This window comes from Allomuricauda sp. ANG21, assembly GCF_040705235.1.
Classification (GTDB): Bacteria; Bacteroidota; Bacteroidia; order Flavobacteriales; family Flavobacteriaceae; genus Flagellimonas; species Flagellimonas marina.
In genome coordinates, this window is the sequence record NZ_JBFCVT010000001.1 from 441324 (window position 1) to 462871 (window position 21548).

Consider the following 21548-nt stretch of genomic DNA (forward strand, 5'->3'; position numbering starts at 1 on the left):
AAAATTTAACTGTTCGTAATTTGATTTTACCCTTTAGGGTAGATTGATAAATAAACTATATGATTGATTCTATACTACTCTCAATACGCTTCTTCACGGTGGTGTCCAACTGCTTTTCCTTCAGCAATTTTTTGAAGGGCTCAATAGATGATTTTTCCTGCAGGGCTACCATAAGATTAGCCAAGGTTATCTGCAAAATGGGCGACTCTTGGCTTGGAATGGACTGTACCAACCCTTGCCGCACCATGGGATTGTCCACATAACTCGTCAAAGATTCAATGGCGGCCAAACGCACATTTACATTGGAATCATTGTTCAAAGTTTGTAAAAGGGCCTGGATCACAATTTCATCAGCATTCTCAAATTTGTTGGCCTCACTTACCCCTTGCAATCGCTGATTGGCAGAAGGCTGCTCAAGTAAAGTCAACACCAATTTTTGACGTACTTCTTCAGTTTCATTGTTGGAAACTGTGGTTTCAATAGGTTTTGGTTGTTGGGGTGAGCTCAAATAATACCCAACACCCAACCCAATGGCCAACAGAAGAATCCCATAGGCCAGTTGCGGCCTGAACACCGTGAAAATCCCATCCCAAAATGGCTTTTTGGTTTCTTTCTTCTTGTTCCTTTCCATCTCATCGGAAAGCATGGAAAAGAAAGCTTCATCCATTTGCGGAGAAATTTCCGGAGTGTCAAGATTTTCAATCAATTCCCATGACGCCAGCAAGGCTTTGTATTTCTCGTCATATTCTGGATTCTCGGCGAGAAACTTTTCAAAGTCCTTGGTCTCCTTAGGCGACATTGTTCCGCTCATAAAATCCATCGCCTGTATTTCAAACTTTTCTTGGTCCATCATCTTGTTTCCAGTTGTAAAAAAATAGTTTTTAAATCCTTTAAGGCCCTGTGCACCCTCACCTTGGCTGCTCCCTCTGTACAACCCAGTATCTCTCCTATTTCATAGAACTTCAATTCCCGATATTTACTCAACAACAATATTTCCCTCTTATCAACAGGTAAAAGATTGAGGGCCTTTTTCACTAAAAAAACATTTCCCTGTTGTTCTAAAGCTTCATTAAGACCATCTTCTGAACCTATATTGGCGTCTTCTGGAGAAATTCCTGGGGACACCCTTTGCTTCTTCGCTTTTTTATGGTAATCGTAATTCACATTTCGGGCCATCTGGAACATCCAAGCCGCAAAAGACCCTTCCCCTGTATAGGATTTCCGATATTTAAGGATGCGCACAAAAACGTTTTGTACCAAGTCCTCACTTACTGACGGGTTGTTTCCCAAATTGTAGAAAAATCCGAATAGCCTTTTCTTATGCCGCTCATAGAGCAAGCCCAACTTGTTCAAGTCTCCATTTTTCACTTGCATCATTAAAGTGTTGTCGGTCAGGTTTTGCAATTCCGTGGTCTTTGGTCTACTGGAGGATATACTTTAGTTTTTTAAAAAGGTTACAGAATGTAGGGATTTTTTGCGCTAAGCCTTCTAAGTCCCCTTCCTTTTTCAATGGTTTCCCATAAATATTTTTGATTATTTTTGTCCGAACTTCAAGACACCCTCAATGCAATACAAAAGAATTCTGTTAAAACTTAGTGGCGAAGCCCTCATGGGCGAAAAGCAGTACGGTATTGATGCCAAACGGTTGGCGGAATATGCCGAGGACATCAAATCCGTAGTGGATAAGGGTATTGAGGTTGCTATTGTCATTGGCGGTGGAAATATTTTTAGGGGTCTTGCGGGAACCAGCCAAGGAATGGACCGGGTTCAGGGAGATCACATGGGCATGTTGGCCACCGTGATCAATGGTTTAGCGCTCCAAAGTGCCTTGGAGCACCAAGGGGTTGAGACGCGATTGCAATCCGCCATAAAAATCAATGAAGTGGCCGAACCTTTCATCCGAAGAAGAGCTGTTCGCCACTTGGAAAAAGGAAGAGTCGTTATTTTTGGAGGTGGTACCGGTAACCCCTATTTTACAACAGATTCTGCTGCGGTATTGCGGGCCATTGAAATCAATGCCGATGTTATCCTAAAAGGCACCCGTGTTGATGGCATTTATACCTCTGACCCAGAGAAGGACAAAAGCGCAACAAAGTTTGATTCACTTTCTTTCAAGGAAGTACTTTCTAAAGGGCTTAAGGTCATGGATACCACAGCATTTACACTAAGTCAGGAAAATGAGTTGCCCATTGTTGTTTTTGATATGAACACGCGGGGCAATCTTATGAAAATAGTTTCCGGTGAAAACATTGGAACCGTTGTCAATATCTAAGTTGGCATATACTTTGATTTTGGATTATAAATTTTAAAAATTATGGACGAAGAGGTTAAATTTATTTTGGACACTACCAAAGAAAGCATGGATGCGAGCATTTCCCACTTGGAAAAAGCTTTGGTTAAAATTCGTGCAGGTAAAGCAAGTCCAATGATGCTCTCCACGGTAATGGTGGAATACTATGGCTCCCAAACCCCACTCTCCCAAGTATCCAACATCAACACCCCAGATGCAAGGACCATTTCCGTGCAACCGTGGGAAAAGAATCTTTTGGGCGAAATTGAAACGGCCATTATGAACGCCAATTTGGGCTTTAACCCCATGAACAATGGTGAAATGGTCATCATCAACGTCCCACCATTAACGGAGGAACGACGTATACAATTGGTTAAACAGGCCAAAGCAGAAGCAGAAGATGCCAAAGTAAGTGTGAGAAGTGCCAGACAAGATGCCAACAAAGAACTTAAAGCCTTGGATATATCCGAAGATTTGTTGAGCAATGCCGAAGTCGATGTCCAAGAACTCACCGATTCCTACAGCAAAAAAATAGATGCTATTTTGGCCAACAAGGAAGCTGAAATCATGAAGGTATAAAACCCCTATATTGATTCTACTGTTTCCTAGGAACACAGCTTATCATTTTCTACCTTTGCGCCCAACAAAACCCAAATGGTAGCAAAGCTCACTAAAGGATTTTGGCCTAAGGTCTCACGTATTATTCTTCGCAATAGAATTCTCATTCTCGTTGCCATTGTCGGGTTCACCGTTTTTTTGGCCCTACAATGGAAAAACATGCAGTTTTCCAATACCGAGGCCAATATTCTTCCTGACGACCATCCTGCTACCATAGAATACAATGCCTTTACCAAAGTTTTTGGGGAAGAAGGCAATGCCATTGTAATAGCCGTTCGGGATTCCGCGCTGTTCACCCCTACAAACTTCAACCGCTGGAACAAACTCAGCAAGCAATTGGATGCTTTTCCAGAAATTGATTTTGTGGTTTCCACGGACAATCTTCGGGTATTGGTAAAAGATAATGAAGCACAGGCTTTTGTTATGGAGCCCTTCATCAAAAGTCCGCCTAAGACCCAAAAAGAGGTGGACACCCTTATCAACCACCTTTTCAATGAGCTTCCTTTTTACGACAATTTAGTCTACAACCCAAAAAGCGGCACCATACAAACTGTTGCTTATTTGGATAAGGACATTATGAATACTGAGGTTCGGAACCAGTTTATTTTGAATGATCTTGGTGATTTGGTGAAAGCTTTTGAGGAAGAGACCCAGCTGGATGTGCACGTCTCCGGAATGCCATACATAAGAACTTGGAACACCAAATCCATTGTGGACGAAATTGGAGTTTTCATTTTGGCGGCCCTTTTGGTTACTTCTCTGATATTCTTCTTCTTTTTCAGAAGCTTTAGAGCCACCTTCATTTCCATGTGCGTTGTTATTATTGGTGTGATGTGGGCCTTTGGATTTTTGGGACTATTAAAATACGAGGTCACCATTCTAACCGCATTGATTCCTCCTTTGATTATCGTAATTGGAATACCCAACTGCATATTCCTTATCAATAAATATCAGCAAGAGGTCAAAAAACACGGAAACCAAGCACTGTCCCTGCAACGGGTCATTTCTAAAATTGGCAACGCCACCTTAATGACCAATATTACCACAGCTTCCGGGTTCGCCACCTTCATTATTTTGGATAGCGACCTGCTTAAAGAATTTGGCATTGTGGCCTCCATCAACATTGTGGGCATTTTTATCCTTTCCCTATTGATTATCCCCATCATATACAGCTTCATGCCACTTCCCAAGACCAAACACCTGAAGCACCTGAATAAAAAGTGGATTGACTTTTTTGTGAACCGCATGGAAAGTATTGTCCGAAACCATAGAATTGCCGTCTATCTAGTCACTGTTGGTGTTCTGGTTTTGAGCATCATCGGCATTTATCAAATAAAAATTACAGGGAGCAGGATTGAAGACCTTCCCAAAAACACTCACTTTTTTAAGGACATTCGTTTTTTTGAACAAGAGTTTGATGGTATTATGCCCATGGAAATTGTTGTGGATACAGAACGCAAAAATGGGATCATTAAACCTGCTACTCTTAAACGGATGGACCGATTGGGATCGGTCATCGATGAAATTCCGGAGCTTTCCCGGCCATTGTCCGTTGTAGATTTGATCAAATATTCAAAACAGGCGTTTTACAATGGCATCCCAAAGTATTATCAGTTGCCCACATCCCAAGAGAATACGTTTATCATGGATGTGGCTCGAAAATCGTCCAGCGATGGAGACCTGTTAAAAAGTTTCGTGGACAGTACAGGTCAAACTGCTCGTTTAACCACCTACATGCGCGACGTAAAGATTGACCGCATGGAGGAAATAGAAGAAGATGTACAACAGGCCATCAACAAGTTTTTTCCTTCGGAGCGTTTTAAGGTTTTTATGACCGGAAAGGCACTTTTATTTTTAAAGGGGACCAAATATTTGGTCAAAAATCTTTTGTTATCCCTTGCTTTGGCCATCGGTTTGATTTCCATTTTTATGGCCTACTTGTTTCGCTCCTTCCGAATGGTGATTATCTCATTGGTGCCCAATTTGCTCCCGTTGGTCATCACGGCAGGTGTAATGGGTTATTTGGGCGTTCCAATTAAACCCTCCACCATTTTGGTGTTCAGTATCGCTTTTGGCATTTCAGTGGACGACACCATTCACTTTCTGGCCAAATATAGGCAGGAACTGGCCGCACACAAGTGGCATATTAAGCGCTCAGTATACGCTGCTCTGCGCGAAACCGGGGTAAGTATGTTCTATACCTCCATTGTGCTTTTCTTTGGCTTTTCAGTATTCATTATCTCCAGTTTTGGAGGCACAAAGGCACTAGGTGGACTAGTATCTGCAACCCTTCTGTTTGCCATGCTTTCCAATTTGATTTTACTACCGTCACTGCTCTTATCCTTGGAACGGAGTATTGCGAACAAACAGGTCCTCAAAGAACCCCAAATCGATATTTTGCCACAGGAAGAGGATAACCTCAAGGACAAATAATCCTAGGGAATGCCATAAATATGGCAATTCCATTGCCCTCATTTTTGATCAAAAACCTATCTTTACCCATTAAATTACGATAGCTTGACAATGACATCTTATTCCATAAAAGAATTGCTGGAAAAGCAGCCCGTAGGAGAACCTGTTGAAGTAAATGGATGGGTAAAAACATTTAGGAGTAACCGATTTATAGCCTTGAACGACGGCTCAACCCTGCACAATATTCAATGTGTGGTGGATTTTGAAAATTTGGATGAGACCATCCTTAAACAAATCACTACGGGGGCAGCCTTAAAAATATCCGGTACGCTGGAAGAAAGTCAAGGTAAGGGACAAAGTGTGGAGATTCAGGCAACTGATATTTTTGTTCATGGTACCGCCGATCCGGAAACCTACCCCATTCAACCAAAAAAGCACTCTTTGGAATTCTTGCGTGAAAAGGCACATTTGCGGGTACGGACAAATACATTTTCAGCCGTAATGCGTGTTCGTTCAGCATTGTCTTTTGCTATTCACAGCTATTTTCAGCAAAATGGATTCTATTATTTCCATGCCCCCATCATCACTGGGTCTGATGCCGAAGGTGCTGGTGAGATGTTTCAGGTGACCACTTTGGATGCCAAGAACCCTCCTATTGACGAGCAAGGCAATGTGGATTATTCCGAGGATTTTTTTGGAAAAGAGACTAACCTAACCGTTTCCGGACAATTGGAAGCCGAAACCTACGCCATGGGCTTGGGCAAAGTATACACCTTTGGTCCAACCTTTAGGGCGGAGAACTCCAACACATCGAGACACTTGGCCGAATTTTGGATGATTGAACCTGAAATGGCCTTTTATGATTTGGATGCCAATATGGACTTGGCGGAAGACTTCATTAAATGGATCATTCAATATGTTTTGGACAACTGTAAAGATGATCTTGACTTTTTAGAAAAACGTTTATTGGATGAGGAAAAAACCAAACCTCAAAATGAGCGTTCCGAGATGAACTTGACGGAGAAGTTGAAGTTTGTGGTCGAAAACAATTTTAAACGGGTTACCTATACGGAGGCCATCGATATTTTACGAAACAGCAAGCCCAACAAAAAGAAAAAATTCCAATACCCTATTGATGAATGGGGTGCTGACCTACAGAGCGAACACGAACGCTTTTTGGTGGAAAAACACTTTAAATGCCCCGTGATCCTTTTTGATTACCCAGCCAACATCAAGGCGTTTTACATGCGCTTGAACGAGGACGGAAAAACAGTACGGGCCATGGATGTTCTTTTCCCTGGTATTGGAGAAATTGTCGGGGGATCCCAACGTGAGGAACGTCTGGATGTACTTCAACAAAAAATAAAGGCGTTGGACATTGACGAGAAAGAACTCTGGTGGTATTTAGACCTAAGACGTTTTGGAACGGCTGTGCACAGTGGATTTGGACTTGGTTTTGAACGTATGGTGCAATTTGCCACGGGCATGGGCAACATTAGGGACGTAATCCCCTACCCTAGAACGCCGCAGAATGCGGAGTTTTAATTGGATTTCTTAAATTTATAAGAAGGACGATTGTAAATCAATCTGTATGCTGAAACAACATCTACAGTTTAAGCTCTCCCAAAAACTGTCTCCACAGCAGATTCAGCTCATGAAGCTCATTCAATTACCCACACAGGCTTTTGAGCAACGCTTGAAACAAGAGTTGGAAGAAAATCCTGCATTGGAAAGTGGAAAGGCGGAGAGCGAGGCTATGGATGATCCTTACGAGGACAGCTATGATGATTCAGCGGATAACGAGACCATTTCTGCGGAAGACATCAATATTGATGATTACTTAAGTGATGACGAAGTCCCGGATTACCGAACCCAGACCAGCAATTACAGTCCAGATGATGACGAAAAAAGTATTCCGTATGCGGCAGGGATTTCTTTTAACCAGTACTTGATCAATCAGCTAAACACGGTGTATTTGGATGATGAAGAGTGGGCCATTGCCGAATTTTTGGTGGGCAGCGTCGATGAGAGTGGGTACATCCGACGGCCGATTGCGGACATCATGGACGATTTGGCTTTTACACAGAACATCTATGTGGAGAAGGAAAAGATTGAGTCCGTATTGAAGGTAGTGCAAGAGTTGGACCCACCAGGTGTTGGTGCAAGGTCGCTGGATGAATGCCTCATCATTCAATTAAAGCGAAAGGAGCAAAAACCTGCCGTGGAACTGGCCATAACCATTTTGGAGAAGTCTTTTGACCAATTCACCAAGAAACATTATTCAAAGCTTATTCAAAAGCACCACATTAGCGAAGACGAGCTTAAAGAAGCCATTACAGAAATAGAACGGTTAAATCCCAAACCGGGTGGCTCGTATTCCGGTAACACCCGCATGATTGAGCATATCGTTCCCGATTTTTCCATTAAAATTGTGGATGGGGAACTGGAACTCACCCTTAACGGAAGAAACGCTCCAGAGCTGCATGTTTCCAAGGAATACAGCAACATGCTTCAGGGCTACAAGAATGCCAAGGAGAAGTCCAAATCGCAAAAGGATACCGTCCTTTTCATCAAGCAAAAATTGGACGCGGCCAAATGGTTCATTGATGCCATTAAGCAACGTCAGCAGACACTCTTTGTAACCATGAGTGCCATCATGAACTATCAGAAGGAGTACTTCATGACCGGAGATGAGCGAAAATTGCGCCCTATGATCTTAAAAGACATAGCGGATGAAATTGATATGGATGTCTCCACAGTTTCACGCGTGGCGAACAGCAAGTATGTAGACACACCTTATGGCACTAAACTTATAAAAGACTACTTCTCCGAAGCCATGAAAAATGAGCAAGGTGAAGATGTATCCACAAAAGAAATCAAGAAAATACTGGAAACCGTTATCAAGGATGAGCAGAAGCGAAAACCTCTAACGGATGATAAGTTGGCCAAAATTCTGAAGGAACGTGGCTATCCAATAGCTCGGAGAACTGTAGCCAAGTATCGGGAACAATTGGGAATTCCCGTGGCAAGGCTAAGAAAGGAAATCTAATGCGCCATCTATTCAACATTGTATCTTACCTCTTCCACCCTTTGTTTATACCCATTGGAGGCACCATTCTCTATTTTATAGTGGCGCCATACAGTACACTGGAGATACAAAGCGGCAACATTCTCCCCATTTTCATACTAACGGTCATCATTCCGATTATCTTTTTTTTGATTTTGAAGAATCTAGGCGTCATTCACTCTATATTTTTGCCCACCATTGAAGAACGAAAATACCCCCTCTATATCAGCTGTATTTTATTTTTGATGATTCTGTATAAGGTCATTCCCAATAATTACGTACATGAGCTTTTTTATTTTTTTACAGGGCTTTTAACAGCCACCGCAACCGCACTTATTCTTTTATTCTTAAAATTTAAGACCAGCATGCACCTTTTGGGTATGGGAAGCATTTTAATGTTCATGGTTGGGCTCAGCATACATTTTGAAGTGAATATTACGCTGGCCATAAGTCTCTTTGTACTGTTTACGGGGCTGGTAACAACTTCTAGACTCTACTTAAAGGCACATAATAGAGCGGAGCTGTTTATTGGTTTCCTGATTGGCTGTTGCTCACAACTGATTATTTTGAAGTATTGGCTATAGGATATAGAAAATAACGCCAATACGCAACACATTTAAATCGAGCGATTCTCCAGATTGGAGATCGGTGCCATTTTCCAACAAAGGATTAAGACCATAATAGGCATGCACGTTCCAAGTATTATAGCCAAAACTTAGGATAAGGCCGTATTGAAACTCATTGATATCAGGATTGGAGAATGCCATGGTACCATCTTCCATTACCGTGCGCGATCTGCCCGAAAAGACATAACCCAATTTGGCTCCTGCGTAGATTCGCCAAAACCTATATTCTTCAGCAGTGGAGGTACGCCACCTGAATTCAAAAGGCAGCTCAAGGGAATGGGTTCCCAGTTTATTTCTATTGAACTCGGAAGTATTCAACACTTCGTACGTAAGCTCATCACCACCTTGGACGGCCACCACATTACTGTAGTATGAATTTACCGCATACCCCAAACCAATGCCAATGCCAAAGTTCCGTCTTACATTCAAGGGAATATCCTTGATAAAGCCCAATTGTAGATTGTACGATAAGTTTCTCTGGACCGCATCAGTAGGCTTATTCAGCAGCAAGTTATATCCAAAGCCAATATAAAACTGATCTTCGAGATATCTGGAAAACTTCTTGTTATCCAATTCCAACGAATCTGATTGGGCTTTGAGATGTAACGAAGCCAACATCACTAGAAACACTATGAAATATCGCGACACTTTATGAACCATTTCAAATTTTAAACAAAAAACGCTCCAAATTAGTATTTGGAGCGTTTCCCACTAAATCTAAGCTATTGCCTACTGTAGATTGTTAAAAGCATTACCTTCATAGGTCGTATAATTAACCTTTAGGGCATTTACCTTTCTCAATTCCTGTTTAATGTCAGTGATAAGACCCATATTGGCATTCTTATCAACCTTAAGTGCAGTAGTCAATACGTTTTGAAGCTCTTGAGGCTTTTTTGCACGCTCAGCCAAAATATAGGACCCTACTTCGTCCACTTTGGCGAACTTATCGTTCAACTGAATCCTTGGTTCCGTTCCAAAAACCTTTTGGTATTCTTGGGTCGGCTTACCAACATAGATATAGATTACACGATCTTTCTTCTCCAATTTCTTTATCTCACTTGCATTGGGAAGTGTGTTTTCAACCAACAACGAACTATCCTTCATAGTGGTCACTGTCATAAAGAAGAACAACAACATAAAAACAATATCGGGCAATGAAGCCGTTGATACCGCAGGTAAATCACCTTCCTTCTTTTTATTAAACTTGGCCATACTGAATTATAGTTTTAATTAGTTGATGTTTCTGCTTCTGAAAGCTTTTGTGGAAACATATCTTGAACACGCTTCACTTTATCCTTCAAATCATCTCGAACGGATGAAGGTGTTTCAGGATTAAGGTACTCCGCTTCCATTTTGGTAAAATCCTGACCATACAATCTTTGGGCTTCGCGATTACGAAGATCGTTATAGGCCCCCACCAATTCATTCTGAACTGTAATATAGGTGCTATACTTTGTCTCCCTATCATTCTTCAAAGAGATAATGGCCTTACTAGGGTTGTCCGAGGAAGCCTGATCTTTCTTTCCTTTGCAATAGGTACATGACCCATCGGCATTATTTTCAAGAAACGCAACTGCAGCTTCTCTCAAATTTTCCAATTTCATCAGGTTATCCTCTACAAGCAACTGTCCATTTTTGTTGATGTTCACCGTAAAAATGTTCTTCTGCTTTATGATAACGTCTTCTTCTGGCGGCTCAATGGGCGGTAACATACGGTCCAATCCTGCATCTGTTTCAATGGTTGTGGTAACCAAGAAAAAGATAAGCAGCAAGAACGCGATGTCTGCCATGGAACCGGCATTAACCTCCGGGGCTCCTTTTCTTCTAGGCATAATTCAACTTTTTACTTAACAAACATTCTTTTCAAGCCTGGAAAAATCATTAGAACTACCGCAACGGCAGTAAGGATAAAAAATACATTCAATCCCATTCCAATGTTTTTTACAGTTCCTTCCGTAGTTTCAATACCCCTTTGGGACATTGTTTCAACCACAGCCATGTTATTTGAAGAAAGGCCGTATGAAATGGCTACAACAATAGCCAATCCGCCAAGGGCAAAAAGGGCCTTCTTTATACTACCGGGTGTGGTGAACAGTTTTGAAAGTCCAAAAAACAGTGCAGTCACAACCGCGATTGCCAACAAAAGGTACATGATAATGAACATAAAGTTCATGGCACCACTGTTGATGGCATCTGGGTCATCAGCTGATGGCAAGGAGAACCAAAGAACGGCTGCTACCAACCCGATGACAATGAGTATTATTTTTATAATCTTATTCATGATTCTCGATAGTTTTTGATTCGTAAATTACTTCTTGTGGGCTGCCAACATATCAATCAAGGCAATGGAAGAATCTTCCATGTCGTTTACGATACTATCGATTTTAGCAATGATATAGTTATAGAAAATCTGTAGGATAATCGCTGTGATCAAACCAAATACCGTAGTCAATAACGCCACCTGAATATCACCAGCAATCAAAGAGGCACTCAAGTTACCTACCGCAGCAATTTTCTGGAAGGCCGCGATCATACCGATTACCGTACCCATGAACCCAAGCATGGGCGCAATGGCGATGAACAAAGACAACCAAGAAACGTTTTTCTCCAATTGTCCCATTTGAACACCTCCGTAGGCAACAACAGCTTTCTCAGCAGACTCCAATCCTTCACCTGCTCTATCCAAACCTTGGTAATAGATGGAGGCAACGGGGCCTTTTGTGTTTCTACATACTTCTTTGGCCGCTTCTACACCACCGGAAGCCAAGGCGTCTTCAACCTGTTGCTTCAATTTAGCGGTATTGGTGGTCGCCAAATTCAAATAAATTATTCTTTCAATAGCAACTGCCAACCCCAAGATCAAACAAAGAAGTACAATTCCCATAAAGGCAGGACCTCCTTGGATAAATTGCTCTTTCAATACTTGGGTGAAACTTGGACTGGCCGCTTCTTCTTGCAACATTGCTGCAGATGCAGTTGTAGTTCCCAAAACAAACATTCCGGCAGCAGCCAGAGTAAAGGTTACTTTTTTCATTTTTCTTAAACTTAAATTTAGTTAGTTAATAATGTTAAAGATATAAAATTTTTGTAATTGTAAAACTAAAATACCTAGCAGAGAGGAAGGGATTCGAACCCTCGATACACTTTTGGTGTATACACACTTTCCAGGCGTGCGCCTTCGACCACTCGGCCACCTCTCTAATTCCTTTCTTGGGCCGACCAATAAACAAAAAAATAATCAGTTATAGAAATTTGAGGCGTTAATTTTACACCATCTCACCACGGAGTGGTGTTTCAAAAATTGTCTTGAACAACTTATCCGAGACACCTGTTCCCAAAAGGTACATTACCTTGGCAATTGCAGCTTCGGTTGTAATGTCCTTTCCATTAATAAGTTGCATTTCCCTGAGCTTTTCACTGGTCTCATAATGCCCCATGGAAACACTCCCTCCGGAGCATTGGGTTACGTTAATTATGTGCAGACCGCTTTTTACGGCATTTTTTAATTCTTGTAAAAACCATTCGTCCATTGGGGCATTCCCTGCGCCGTACGTTTCCAAAACCAAGGCTTTCAATTCAGGAATGTTCAAAACAGATTTGAGTACATTTTGGTTCAATCCCGGGAACAACTTTAAGATGGCCACACGGTCATCCATTTTTTTATGCACTTGAAGCTTTTTGTTTCGCTGTGGCCGGCTCAACAAATTGGCATGATGTACTTTTAGGTGCACTCCCGATTCCACCAAAGGCAGATGGTTGAGTGAGGCAAAAGCCTCAAAATGTTCTGCATTGATTTTGGTGGTCCGATTCCCACGATAGAGCTTATACTCAAAATACAGTCCCACTTCCTGTACTACAGGTTTACCTTTTTCTTTTAGCGATGCAATTTCAATGGAAGTAATCAGATTCTCTTTGGCATCCGTGCGCAAATCTCCAATGGGTAATTGCGATCCTGTAAAAATGACCGGTTTGTCCAGATTTTCCAGCATGAAACTTAGTGCCGATGCAGAATAACTCATGGTGTCGCTGCCGTGAAGCACCACAAACCCATCAAACGCCTCGTAGTTTTCTTCAATGAGGGAAGCAATCAACGCCCAGTATTTCGGATTCATTTTAGAGGAATCAATCGGTTCCTTAAAAGATACTCCCCTTAGAACACAATCCAATTGGTTCAATTCTGGGATGTTCTTAACCAACTCGTCAAAATTGAAAGCTTTAAGTGCACCGGTCTTATAATCTTTTACCATTCCAATGGTCCCTCCGGTATAGATGAGCAGTATGTTGGTTTTTTGTTTCATGGTTTAGATTCCGAATACTTCCTTTGAGTTATCAGTAGTGATTTGTGCAATAGCTTCCTCCGAAATATGATATAATGCAGAAAGCTTTTCCACCACCCTGCCAATATAGGCACTTTCATTGCGTTTTCCGCGATAGGGCGTTGGGGCCAAATAAGGGGAGTCGGTTTCTAGAACAATGTGTTTTAGGTCGATCTGGTTTATGAACTGGTCTATTTTACCATTTTTAAAGGTGACCACACCACCAATGCCCAGTTTCATATTGTAGGATAGGGCTTTATGGGCCTGTTCCAAGGTTCCCGTAAAGCAATGGAAAATCCCAAAAAGGTCCTCCCCTTTTTCCTGCTCCAAGGTCTCAAAAATTTCATCGAACGCATCCCTGCAATGAATCACAATGGGCAATTTATGCTTTTTTGCCAACCGAATCTGATATACAAACGCTTCTTGCTGCTGCTTCAAAAAGGTTTTATCCCAATATAGGTCGATGCCAATCTCACCCACAGCAAAGAATTTTCTTTTGGAGAGCCATTCTTCTACAAGCGCCAACTCTTCCTTATAGTTTTCCTTGACATGGGTGGGGTGCAAGCCCATCATTAAAAAGACATTATTGGGATAGTTGGATTCCAACTCTAACATGGACTGCATGTAGGAGGAATCAATAGCAGGAATGAAGAAACGTTCCACGCCAGCATCGAAGGCGCGTTGCATCATTGCTTTCTGGTCCTGCTCAAAAGCTTCACTATATAAATGAGTGTGGGTGTCGGTTATAATCATATTTCAGTCTTCATTTCTCCCAATTATATTTGTCCAAAATTTTCTCTCCAAATAGCCCACTAAATTTTTCTTGTTTCATCAACTGATAAATCTCAACTCCGACCAATATCAGAGGTGCTTTTGCAAAGCCACGTCCAAATTCTATATCAGTTCTATAAATCCCATTTTCAAGCGATTTGTTTTCCTTTAAACAAACAGGTGTTGCTCCAACTACTTCATTATATTCTTCACAAGATGCGTCAAACTCCAAGAATCTTGTTTTTCTCCTTTCACAATCAAACTCAACAATATACCCAACCTTTAAAAGGAAAAAATCAGGTTGGCTTTCGATATGATAAAATTTTAGTCCTTCTAGACCCATCTCAATGCAAAAATCTTTAAACCTTCTCGAAATAATAAGTGCTCCATCATAGGTATATGAAAAATCATATTTTACATATTTGATTTCAAAACTTTTAGAAATATATTTTTCTCTATGCTTTATGTAGTCCAAACACAAGCAAATTCCTTTTTGCTCCAATGATTCATTCAAAAATGAATCATTATCCTGCCCTTGCAAATAATATCCTAAAACAATATCATTTTGCATTATGAAACCTTAATGCTCCACAAAAATAGGTTTATCTTAGAGGTGGCAAAACTTTTAAGCACCCCTAAAGTCCCCTCAAGAGGACAGTTTATATATGACATCACTTAAAAAGTTTCTCAAATCAAAAGACTACACCAAGATTTCCATGGTGTTAACCGAGACCAACCACTTTGAAGTCGTGGCCAAAATCAATGGGGTTACAGGCAGATTTATTCTGGATACCGGTGCTTCCAATACCTGCATTGGAATGGACAAAATCGATGTGTTCCAAATGCTTTCGGAAACCTCCGACATTAAAGCCGCTGGTGCCGGGGCAACCGAAATGGAAACCTTGGTATCTACCAAAAACAAAATCCAAATTGGGGATTGGAAAAGGAGTAGACAAAAAATTGTGCTTTTTGACCTCTCCCATGTAAACGAAGCACTCACTTCCCACAATGCTCTTCCAGTTGATGGGATTATTGGGGCAGATATCCTTAAAAAAGGAAAAGCAGTGATTGATTACAGCAAAAAATCCCTTTATTTAAAATAAGGTGGTGTTTTAATCCAATCGCATTTCAAAAAAACAAACATCTGCATTTTCATAATGGGAGGGTAAACCTGAAGTATTCTTGAGCCTCCTAATTCCCAAAAACTCGAACCCGCATTTGGTATAATGTTCTATTAGACGGTCATTTTTTCCACATGTGTCCATCCGAACAAATGTTTTACCCCTATCCTTGGCAAAGCCAATAGACCAATCTACAATTCTTTGAACAAAATTGTTTCCTCTAAAATTAGGATTGGTGGCAATTCTATGGATATATATGGATGAATCATTTTCGTCTTCTTCCCAAATTTGTGGGTCGCTGTGCGTAATAGCCCAAACACAAGCTATGTTTTCATCAATCAATAATTTGAACTGCCTATTATCCTTGATTTCAGATAAAACCAATTCTTCACTAAACTCTGGCCACTGATTTTCGGGAAATTTTACTTTCTGAAAATTGGTAGCCAGACGATATAGTCTAAAAATTTCAGGAATATCATTTTCGTTGCTATTGGCAATCCGCATCGATTCCTTGTCTTAGTTTGAATGGGTTTACTTCTAGTTCCACCCAAGAGCTATTGAATGTTATAACTCCAACGCCTTTTTCACGTTGCCGTCCATCAACAATTCTTCTGGACTTTCCAAAGCTTCCTTTACAGCCACCAAGAACCCAACAGATTCTTTTCCATCAATGATTCGGTGGTCGTAAGACAAGGCCACATACATAACAGGAGCAATGGCAATGGCACCATCCCTAACAATTGGGCGTTCCACAATGTTGTGCATGCCCAAGATGCCACTTTGCGGCGGGTTGATGATTGGCGTGGACAGCATGGAACCAAATACCCCTCCATTGGAAATGGTAAAAGTACCTCCGGTCATTTCATCCACAGTAATCTGTCCATCCCTGGCACGGAGTGCCAATCGTTTTACCTCAGCCTCAATACCACGGAAGGTCAAGTTTTCTGCATTTCGGATAACGGGAACCATCAAACCTTTAGGTCCAGAAACAGCAATACTGATATCACAGAAATCGTACGAAATCATTTCTTTGCCATCAATCATAGAGTTAACAGCAGGATACATTTGCAAGGCGCGGATTACCGCTTTGGTAAAGAAGGACATGAAGCCCAAACCAACACCATGTTTTTCTTTGAACTCTTCTTTGAATTGATTACGCAATTCAAAAATAGCCGACATGTCCACTTCATTAAAGGTGGTCAACATGGCGGTTTCGTTCTTTGCAGCTACCAAACGTTCTGCCACTTTTCTACGCAACATGGACAGTTTGGAGCGTGACTCACCTCGATTCCCACCAGTTGGGGTACCCATGGATGGAACCGCTTTTACGGCATCTTCCTTCGTGATTCTTCCGTCTCTTCCAGAGCCGGAAACAGATGAAGGCTCAATTCCTTTTTCATCCAAAATCTTCTTGGCCGCTGGAGAAGGCGTCCCCGAAGCATAGGTTTCCTTTTTGGGTTCCTCCTTTTTTGGTGTTTCTTTCTTAGGTTCTTCTTTTTTGGGCTCTTCTTTCTTTTCAGCTTTTGGGGCATCGCCCTCGGGCTTTTCAGCACTGGTATCAATAAGGCATACCACTTCACCAACGGCCACGGCATCCCCAACTTCAGCTTTAAGGGTGATTATTCCGCTTTCCTCCGCCGGGAGTTCCAATGTAGCCTTGTCCGAGTCCACCTCAGCGATGGCTTGATCCTTTTCCACATAATCGCCATCTTCAACCAACCACTCGGCTATTTCAACCTCTGTAATGGATTCCCCAGGTGAGGGAACTTTCATTTCTAAAACCATTCTGTTATAGTTTATCTTGTTTTATCGAATTTTCATATTGTCCTTGCTCTTGTCGAAAACGTACTCCAATACTTGGGCGTGACGCCTTTTTGAGCGTACGGCACTACCTGCGGCAGGTGCTCCGTAAAATCTTCGGGATGCCACTCGAAACTGTTTGGCTTCATCAAAGTGCATCAGCATGTGGGCCCATGCACCCATATTTCTAGGTTCCTCTTGCGCCCAGACCACATCATCCGCATTCTTATACTTCTTGATGATGCTTCGCATTTCTTTAGCAGGCAATGGGAACAATTGCTCCAAACGAACCAAAGCTACATCATCTCTATTAAGTTCTTCCCTTTTGTCGAGAAGGTCGTAATAGAACTTACCGGTACAGAAGACCAAGGTTTTTACCTTATCCGCTTTGGCCGCCTCATCATCAATTACCATTTGGAAACTTCCGTTGGCCATTTCTTCTTTGGTGGACACTACTTTAGGGTGGCGCAACAAACTCTTTGGCGTAAATACGACTAAAGGTTTACGAAACTTGGCCTTCATCTGTCTGCGGAACAAATGGAACAGGTTGGCCGGAGTGGTTACATCGGCAACGTACATATTGTCCTTGGCACAAAGCTGAAGATACCGCTCCATTCTGGCGGAAGAGTGCTCCGCACCTTGACCTTCATACCCGTGGGGCAACAACAGAACCAATCCGTTCTGCAGTTTCCATTTATCCTCAGCGGCGGAAAGATACTGATCTATGATGATTTGGGCCCCGTTGCTAAAATCCCCGAACTGCGCTTCCCAAATGGTGAGGGTGTTTGGACTTGCCATTGCATAGCCATAATCAAATCCCATGACCGCATATTCGGATAGCAGGGAGTTGTAGATATGGAACTTCCCATTTTGGTTATCACCCATTTCGTTCAACAACACCACTTCCTCTTCATGCATTTCGGTTTTGATGACAGCGTGGCGGTGCGAGAACGTTCCACGTTCCACATCTTGACCTGTCATGCGCACATCATAACCTTCCTCAATCAAGGATCCATAGGCTAATAATTCACCCATGGCCCAATCCAATTTGTTGTCTTTAAAGTACATTTCGTTGCGGGCTTCCACCAATCGCACCAATTTTCTGAGGAATTTTTTATCCTCGGGGAGTTTGGTGATGCTCTTGGCAACCTCATCCAACTTTTTAAGGTCATAGGTAGTGTCCATGGATTTCAACATCGCCTCTTCGGTGACCTGCTCAAATCCTTCCCACTCATCTTGCATGAAAGGGGTTATTCTGGTCTTCTCTATTTTACGGGAATCCAAAAGATTCTCCTCAAGATCGTTCTTGTATTTTTCTTCGAGTTCTTTTACGTAGTTTTCATCAATCACTCCTTCGGCAATCAATTTTTCGGCATAAATATCCCTCGGGTTTTTGTGCTTTGAGATGGATTTGTACAATAAGGGTTGGGTAAACTTAGGTTCGTCGCCCTCATTGTGACCGTATTTTCTATAGCCTAACAAATCCAAGAAAATGTCCCGTTTGTAGCGCATCCTATATTCCAATGCAAAAGTTGTAGCATGAACCACGGCCTCGGCATCATCGGCATTTACGTGAAGTACGGGAGAAAGGGTCACTTTGCCCACATCGGTACAATAGGTTGATGACCTTGCATCCAAATAATTGGTGGTAAATCCAATTTGGTTGTTCACTACAATATGGATGGTACCTCCTGTGGTGTATCCATCCAAACGCGCCATTTGAATTGTTTCGTAAACCACTCCCTGTGCTGCAAAAGCGGCATCACCATGAATCAAAATCGGCAACACCTCCGATATTTCCTCGCTATGGTCGCGGTCTTGCTTGGCCCTGGAAATCCCCTCAACAATAGCGTTTACGGTTTCCAAGTGCGATGGATTTGGGGCAATGTTCATATTGACCATTTTCCCCGAGTCGGTCTCACGTTTTGAGGTCCATCCCAAGTGATATTTTACATCCCCATCAAAAATGGTTTCTTCGTAATCCTTTCCATCAAACTCGCTAAAGATGTCCTTTGGCGACTTTCCAAAAATGTTAGTAAGCACATTCAACCGCCCCCTGTGGGCCATACCCACAACGAATTGCTTTACACCCTTGTCAGCAGCTTTTTCAATAATCACGTCCAAAGCAGGAATCAACGATTCGCCTCCTTCAAGGGAAAAACGTTTTTGCCCTACATATTTGGTATGCAAAAACCCTTCAAAGGAAACAGCCTCATTCAACTTTCTAAGAATGTTCTTTTTTTCTTCTGGTGTATAGTTTGGGTGATTGTCGTTTACATTGAGCCAATCCTGAATCCACTGGATGCGTTCCGGGGTGCGGATGTACATGTACTCCACACCGATGGAATCACAATAGATGCGCTCCAAATGCGCTATGATTTCCTTTAGGGAAGTGGAACCAATACCGAGAATTTTACCGGCATCAAAAACAGTATCCAAATCTTCTTGGGACAATCCAAAATTGGCAATGTCCAAAGTGGGCTCATACTTTCTGCGGTCCCGTACAGGGTTTGTTTTGGTGAACAAGTGGCCCCGGGACCGGTACCCGTCAATCAAACGGATGACCTGAAACTCTTTTTGAAGGGTCTCAGGCATTTCCACTTTCTTCCCATTGGAAAGCACTGCCATTCCGGTTTGCCCGGATTCTATGCCCAAGTCTTCCAATGAACCCTCCAGACCGAAATCAAATCCCTGAAAAAAAGCCCTCCAACTGGGCTCAACACTATCCGGGTTCGTTAGGTATTTATCATACAGCTCCGCAAAAAAAGAGGTATGCGCAGCATTTAAAAATGAATATTTGTCCATTATTCGTGTATTTCCAAAACTTTATGGAAAATTTTGTCAAAAATACGGGTTTTGCCGTTTATATAAGAGCGTTTTAACCAAATTATTGTCTTAAAAAAAGACGATTTCACAACTAAGGGGTTTAATCTGTGTTAAAACAACAATAATGGAATTCTATGCCAATTTTCCAAAAAAAGCATACCTTGGATGCTTAGCCAAAACAACCAACCATGTCCACCTTAAAAAACCGCTACCTCTCCTTGGATGTCTTCAGGGGCTTAGATATTGCCTTAATGATTATTGTTAACTCCCCAGGAAATTGGGAAACTACTTTCTCGCCGTTGCTCCATGCAGAATGGCATGGCTTCACGTTGACCGATCTAGTTTTCCCAACCTTTTTGTTCGTAGTGGGAAACTCGATGAGCTTCAGCATGAAAAAGTACGAAACCATGGGCAGTTCCGCATTTTTTAAGAAGGTGTTGAAGCGATTTGCAATCATTTTCTTGCTGGGCTTTTTAATGTACTGGTTTCCATTTTTTGAAAATGGCCAATTGAAACCTTTGGCTGAAACACGCATTTTTGGCGTATTGCAGCGTATTGCACTTTGCTACTTGTTTGCCTCCATCCTTTTATATTATGTAAAGACCAAAACGGCCATTATTTTCAGTATTGCTGCTCTGGTACTTTATCATATAATATTGATTGCCTTTGGTGACCTTACCCTTACCGGCAATGCAGTCCTAAAATTGGATTTATGGCTAATTGGGCCCAGTCACATGTACCAAGGTGAAGGTATTGCCTTTGATCCAGAGGGGTTGCTCAGCACCCTACCGGCCATTGTAAATGTGGTTGCAGGATATGTTACCGGTAAATTCATCCAAAAAAATGGGCAAAATTTTGAGACAGTGGCCAAGTTGATGATGATGGGCTTTGCCCTTGTTTTGGCTGGCTTGGCGTGGGACTTACTACTGCCCATAAACAAAAAACTTTGGACAAGCTCCTTTGTATTGCTCACTAGCGGTATTGACCTATTCGCTATAGCCGTACTTGTGTATATTTTAGATATGCAGAAAGTAAAACGGTGGACCTACTTTTTTGAAGTTTTTGGCAAAAACCCCCTGTTCATCTATCTACTTTCCGAACTGTTTATCATCAGCTTATTTTCCATACCCGTTGAGGGAGGCTCATTGTATGGATGGATTGCCCAAAATGTATTTGTGGCCACCGCTGGCGGTTACATGGGTTCACTTTTATTTGCTCTTTGGATTATGTTTACTTGTTGGGTCGTGGGCTATTTTATGGACAAAAAAGGCATTTATGTGAAGGTGTAAGTCAAGCCTTATGAACTGTACTTGTTCTTGAACCACACCTTTTGCCATTCCCGTTTCAACAGTAAAAGGGAAACTTCTGCAGAAATGTCGACGGCATCGGATGGAACAATCTTACGAACTTCACTTTCAGGAATGTCCACCACATACAACAAGTTAAGGTATTGCTCAAATCTTTCCACAATTAGAACATATACCTTTTCATGTAAAATTGTTTTCAGTTCTTCAGGAGAAATATCGGCTGTAAGTTTGATAGGCACATTGGCCAGTTCAAAATCCTTTTTAATTTGAAGCACCAATTCTTTGTAAAGCTGCTCCTTTTGGACCACCTCAAGCAATTGAAGACTATTGGTAAAGTTGGATAACATATACTATTTACGAGAAAACCTACCCCAAAGGATCGGATAAAACTTCA

General features: G+C 41.8%; 22 protein-coding genes and 1 tRNA gene. 8 read left to right on the plus strand and 15 right to left on the minus strand.

From position 1 onward, the window contains the following. Positions 1–55 precede the first annotated feature (55 nt). Both AB1A65_RS02075 and AB1A65_RS02080 read right to left on the minus strand, forming a co-directional pair. Complete coding sequence (locus AB1A65_RS02075) at positions 56–853, minus strand: HEAT repeat domain-containing protein (protein WP_366585124.1); 798 nt, start codon at positions 851–853, stop codon at positions 56–58. Next, entirely contained in the window at positions 850–1404 is a 555-nt protein-coding gene (locus AB1A65_RS02080) for an RNA polymerase sigma factor (RefSeq protein ID WP_366585126.1), read from the minus strand. The genes AB1A65_RS02075 and AB1A65_RS02080 overlap by 4 nt, the downstream gene beginning before the upstream one ends. Positions 1405–1564: 160 nt before the next feature. Here AB1A65_RS02080 and pyrH point away from each other — a divergent pair, with 160 nt between their 5' ends. The 6 genes from pyrH (at position 1565) to AB1A65_RS02110 (ending at position 8971) form a co-directional block, all read left to right on the plus strand. Beyond that, a complete protein-coding gene (pyrH, locus tag AB1A65_RS02085) occupies positions 1565–2272 on the plus strand; it encodes a UMP kinase (protein ID WP_366585128.1) in 708 nt (235 codons plus the stop codon). A 42-nt stretch (positions 2273–2314) separates the two neighbouring features. Further along, positions 2315–2869 carry a ribosome recycling factor gene (gene frr / locus AB1A65_RS02090; protein ID WP_366585130.1) on the plus strand — a complete coding sequence of 185 codons (555 nt, stop codon included), beginning with the start codon at positions 2315–2317 and terminating at the stop codon, positions 2867–2869. 75 nt (positions 2870–2944) lie between these two features. Next, positions 2945–5341, plus strand: coding sequence for an MMPL family transporter (locus AB1A65_RS02095; RefSeq protein ID WP_366585132.1), 2397 nt, complete (start codon positions 2945–2947; stop codon positions 5339–5341). Between the two features lie 90 nt (positions 5342–5431). Further along, entirely contained in the window at positions 5432–6865 is a 1434-nt protein-coding gene (asnS, locus tag AB1A65_RS02100) for an asparagine--tRNA ligase (RefSeq protein WP_366585244.1), read from the plus strand. 46 nt (positions 6866–6911) lie between these two features. Continuing rightward, on the plus strand, positions 6912–8369 hold the full coding sequence (gene rpoN, locus AB1A65_RS02105) for an RNA polymerase factor sigma-54 (RefSeq protein WP_366585134.1): 1458 nt from the start codon (positions 6912–6914) through the stop codon (positions 8367–8369). Next, complete coding sequence (locus AB1A65_RS02110) at positions 8369–8971, plus strand: hypothetical protein (protein ID WP_366585136.1); 603 nt, start codon at positions 8369–8371, stop codon at positions 8969–8971. The genes rpoN and AB1A65_RS02110 overlap by 1 nt, the downstream gene beginning before the upstream one ends. Here the strand turns inward: AB1A65_RS02110 and AB1A65_RS02115 are convergent. The 9 genes from AB1A65_RS02115 to AB1A65_RS02155 all read right to left on the minus strand — a co-directional run bounded on the left by AB1A65_RS02115 (position 8966) and on the right by AB1A65_RS02155 (position 14671). Continuing rightward, positions 8966–9673: a porin family protein gene (locus AB1A65_RS02115; RefSeq protein ID WP_366585138.1), complete on the minus strand. Its 708-nt coding sequence runs from the start codon at positions 9671–9673 to the stop codon at positions 8966–8968. The genes AB1A65_RS02110 and AB1A65_RS02115 overlap by 6 nt on opposite strands. Before the next feature lie 69 nt (positions 9674–9742). After that, a complete protein-coding gene (locus AB1A65_RS02120) occupies positions 9743–10225 on the minus strand; it encodes a biopolymer transporter ExbD (RefSeq protein ID WP_366585140.1) in 483 nt (160 codons plus the stop codon). Between the two features lie 14 nt (positions 10226–10239). Continuing rightward, positions 10240–10845, minus strand: a complete 606-nt coding sequence (locus AB1A65_RS02125) for a biopolymer transporter ExbD (RefSeq protein WP_366585142.1) — start codon at positions 10843–10845, stop codon at positions 10240–10242. An 11-nt stretch (positions 10846–10856) separates the two neighbouring features. After that, positions 10857–11294 (minus strand): hypothetical protein, encoded by a 438-nt coding sequence (locus AB1A65_RS02130; protein ID WP_366585144.1) that lies wholly within the window; start codon positions 11292–11294, stop codon positions 10857–10859. Between the two features lie 27 nt (positions 11295–11321). Then, positions 11322–12047 (minus strand): MotA/TolQ/ExbB proton channel family protein, encoded by a 726-nt coding sequence (locus tag AB1A65_RS02135; RefSeq protein ID WP_366585146.1) that lies wholly within the window; start codon positions 12045–12047, stop codon positions 11322–11324. Between the two features lie 78 nt (positions 12048–12125). Next, a tRNA-Ser gene (locus tag AB1A65_RS02140) sits at positions 12126–12213 on the minus strand. A 66-nt stretch (positions 12214–12279) separates the two neighbouring features. After that, positions 12280–13311 carry an asparaginase gene (locus AB1A65_RS02145; protein WP_366585148.1) on the minus strand — a complete coding sequence of 344 codons (1032 nt, stop codon included), beginning with the start codon at positions 13309–13311 and terminating at the stop codon, positions 12280–12282. Positions 13312–13314: 3 nt separating this feature from the next. After that, positions 13315–14082 (minus strand): TatD family hydrolase, encoded by a 768-nt coding sequence (locus tag AB1A65_RS02150; RefSeq protein WP_366585150.1) that lies wholly within the window; start codon positions 14080–14082, stop codon positions 13315–13317. A 10-nt stretch (positions 14083–14092) separates the two neighbouring features. Continuing rightward, positions 14093–14671: a hypothetical protein gene (locus AB1A65_RS02155; protein WP_366585152.1), complete on the minus strand. Its 579-nt coding sequence runs from the start codon at positions 14669–14671 to the stop codon at positions 14093–14095. A gap of 94 nt (positions 14672–14765) precedes the next feature. Between AB1A65_RS02155 and AB1A65_RS02160 the strand changes: the two genes are divergently transcribed. Then, entirely contained in the window at positions 14766–15203 is a 438-nt protein-coding gene (locus AB1A65_RS02160) for a retropepsin-like aspartic protease (RefSeq protein ID WP_366585154.1), read from the plus strand. Between the two features lie 9 nt (positions 15204–15212). Here AB1A65_RS02160 and AB1A65_RS02165 read toward each other — a convergent pair whose 3' ends face one another. From AB1A65_RS02165 to AB1A65_RS02175, 3 genes are read right to left on the minus strand one after another with little or no spacing between them, the layout of a single operon-like run. After that, entirely contained in the window at positions 15213–15725 is a 513-nt protein-coding gene (locus tag AB1A65_RS02165; protein WP_366585156.1) for a GNAT family N-acetyltransferase, read from the minus strand. Positions 15726–15785: 60 nt separating this feature from the next. Next, positions 15786–17006, minus strand: a complete 1221-nt coding sequence (odhB, locus tag AB1A65_RS02170) for a 2-oxoglutarate dehydrogenase complex dihydrolipoyllysine-residue succinyltransferase (RefSeq protein WP_366585158.1) — start codon at positions 17004–17006, stop codon at positions 15786–15788. A 21-nt stretch (positions 17007–17027) separates the two neighbouring features. Beyond that, positions 17028–19826 (minus strand): 2-oxoglutarate dehydrogenase E1 component, encoded by a 2799-nt coding sequence (locus AB1A65_RS02175; RefSeq protein ID WP_366585160.1) that lies wholly within the window; start codon positions 19824–19826, stop codon positions 17028–17030. A gap of 209 nt (positions 19827–20035) precedes the next feature. Between AB1A65_RS02175 and AB1A65_RS02180 the strand changes: the two genes are divergently transcribed. Then, entirely contained in the window at positions 20036–21136 is a 1101-nt protein-coding gene (locus AB1A65_RS02180; RefSeq protein ID WP_366585162.1) for a DUF5009 domain-containing protein, read from the plus strand. A gap of 8 nt (positions 21137–21144) precedes the next feature. Here the strand turns inward: AB1A65_RS02180 and AB1A65_RS02185 are convergent, their stop codons facing one another. Then, positions 21145–21501 carry a hypothetical protein gene (locus tag AB1A65_RS02185; RefSeq protein WP_366585164.1) on the minus strand — a complete coding sequence of 119 codons (357 nt, stop codon included), beginning with the start codon at positions 21499–21501 and terminating at the stop codon, positions 21145–21147. Between the last annotated feature and the right edge of the window lie 47 nt (positions 21502–21548).

Bases quoted from the DNA above. Each gene is read 5' to 3' on its own strand.
- AB1A65_RS02175 (WP_366585160.1), bottom strand. From the start codon at position 19,826: ATGGACAAATATTCATTTTTAAATGCTGCGCATACCTCTTTTTTTGCG.
- AB1A65_RS02110 (WP_366585136.1), top strand. From the start codon at position 8,369: ATGCGCCATCTATTCAACATTGTATCTTACCTCTTCCACCCTTTGTTT.
- asnS (WP_366585244.1), top strand. From the start codon at position 5,432: ATGACATCTTATTCCATAAAAGAATTGCTGGAAAAGCAGCCCGTAGGA.
- pyrH (WP_366585128.1), top strand. From the start codon at position 1,565: ATGCAATACAAAAGAATTCTGTTAAAACTTAGTGGCGAAGCCCTCATG.
- AB1A65_RS02130 (WP_366585144.1), bottom strand. From the start codon at position 11,294: ATGAATAAGATTATAAAAATAATACTCATTGTCATCGGGTTGGTAGCA.
- AB1A65_RS02075 (WP_366585124.1), bottom strand. From the start codon at position 853: ATGATGGACCAAGAAAAGTTTGAAATACAGGCGATGGATTTTATGAGC.
- AB1A65_RS02135 (WP_366585146.1), bottom strand. From the start codon at position 12,047: ATGAAAAAAGTAACCTTTACTCTGGCTGCTGCCGGAATGTTTGTTTTG.
- AB1A65_RS02125 (WP_366585142.1), bottom strand. From the start codon at position 10,845: ATGCCTAGAAGAAAAGGAGCCCCGGAGGTTAATGCCGGTTCCATGGCA.
- rpoN (WP_366585134.1), top strand. From the start codon at position 6,912: ATGCTGAAACAACATCTACAGTTTAAGCTCTCCCAAAAACTGTCTCCA.
- AB1A65_RS02150 (WP_366585150.1), bottom strand. From the start codon at position 14,082: ATGATTATAACCGACACCCACACTCATTTATATAGTGAAGCTTTTGAG.
- AB1A65_RS02145 (WP_366585148.1), bottom strand. From the start codon at position 13,311: ATGAAACAAAAAACCAACATACTGCTCATCTATACCGGAGGGACCATT.
- AB1A65_RS02120 (WP_366585140.1), bottom strand. From the start codon at position 10,225: ATGGCCAAGTTTAATAAAAAGAAGGAAGGTGATTTACCTGCGGTATCA.
- AB1A65_RS02180 (WP_366585162.1), top strand. From the start codon at position 20,036: ATGTCCACCTTAAAAAACCGCTACCTCTCCTTGGATGTCTTCAGGGGC.
- odhB (WP_366585158.1), bottom strand. From the start codon at position 17,006: ATGGTTTTAGAAATGAAAGTTCCCTCACCTGGGGAATCCATTACAGAG.
- AB1A65_RS02115 (WP_366585138.1), bottom strand. From the start codon at position 9,673: ATGGTTCATAAAGTGTCGCGATATTTCATAGTGTTTCTAGTGATGTTG.
- AB1A65_RS02155 (WP_366585152.1), bottom strand. From the start codon at position 14,671: ATGCAAAATGATATTGTTTTAGGATATTATTTGCAAGGGCAGGATAAT.
- frr (WP_366585130.1), top strand. From the start codon at position 2,315: ATGGACGAAGAGGTTAAATTTATTTTGGACACTACCAAAGAAAGCATG.
- AB1A65_RS02165 (WP_366585156.1), bottom strand. From the start codon at position 15,725: ATGCGGATTGCCAATAGCAACGAAAATGATATTCCTGAAATTTTTAGA.
- AB1A65_RS02160 (WP_366585154.1), top strand. From the start codon at position 14,766: ATGACATCACTTAAAAAGTTTCTCAAATCAAAAGACTACACCAAGATT.
- AB1A65_RS02185 (WP_366585164.1), bottom strand. From the start codon at position 21,501: ATGTTATCCAACTTTACCAATAGTCTTCAATTGCTTGAGGTGGTCCAA.
- AB1A65_RS02095 (WP_366585132.1), top strand. From the start codon at position 2,945: ATGGTAGCAAAGCTCACTAAAGGATTTTGGCCTAAGGTCTCACGTATT.